This window comes from Pseudomonas sp. HY2-MNA-CIBAN-0224, from assembly GCF_040310285.1.
In the GTDB taxonomy this organism is placed as follows: Bacteria; Pseudomonadota; Gammaproteobacteria; order Pseudomonadales; family Pseudomonadaceae; genus Aquipseudomonas; species Aquipseudomonas helleri.
In genome coordinates, this window is the sequence record NZ_JBEOPQ010000323.1 from 1 (window position 1) to 316 (window position 316).

The 316-nt window shown below is 48.1% G+C and carries 1 protein-coding gene; it reads right to left on the minus strand.

The annotated features are described in order from the left end of the window. Positions 1-316, minus strand: a 316-nt coding sequence (locus AAEZ03_RS26585) for a GerAB/ArcD/ProY family transporter (RefSeq protein WP_350582771.1), incomplete at both ends; no start/stop codon positions are given.

The window sequence follows — 316 nt, forward strand, 5'->3', positions numbered from 1 at the left end:
TCGCTGCTGGGAACTGACTGAAATTGGTCACGATAATGAATAGCGCTAATAAAATATATAAAATAGCCATCACTGGTACGATTTTGCCCGCGATGCGGGCTACCGAGCGCAAACCACCAAATACCACTGGCGCCACCAATACGACCAGCACCAAACCTGTCATCCACGTTGGAATGCCAAACGCTTCATTGGTCGCTTGCGCAATCGTATTGGATTGCACGCCATTAAATGCCAGACCAAATGCGACGAGTAGGCAAAGCGAGAAAAATATCGCCAGCCAGCGCTTTCCTAAACCTTTCTCGATATAGTAAGCAGG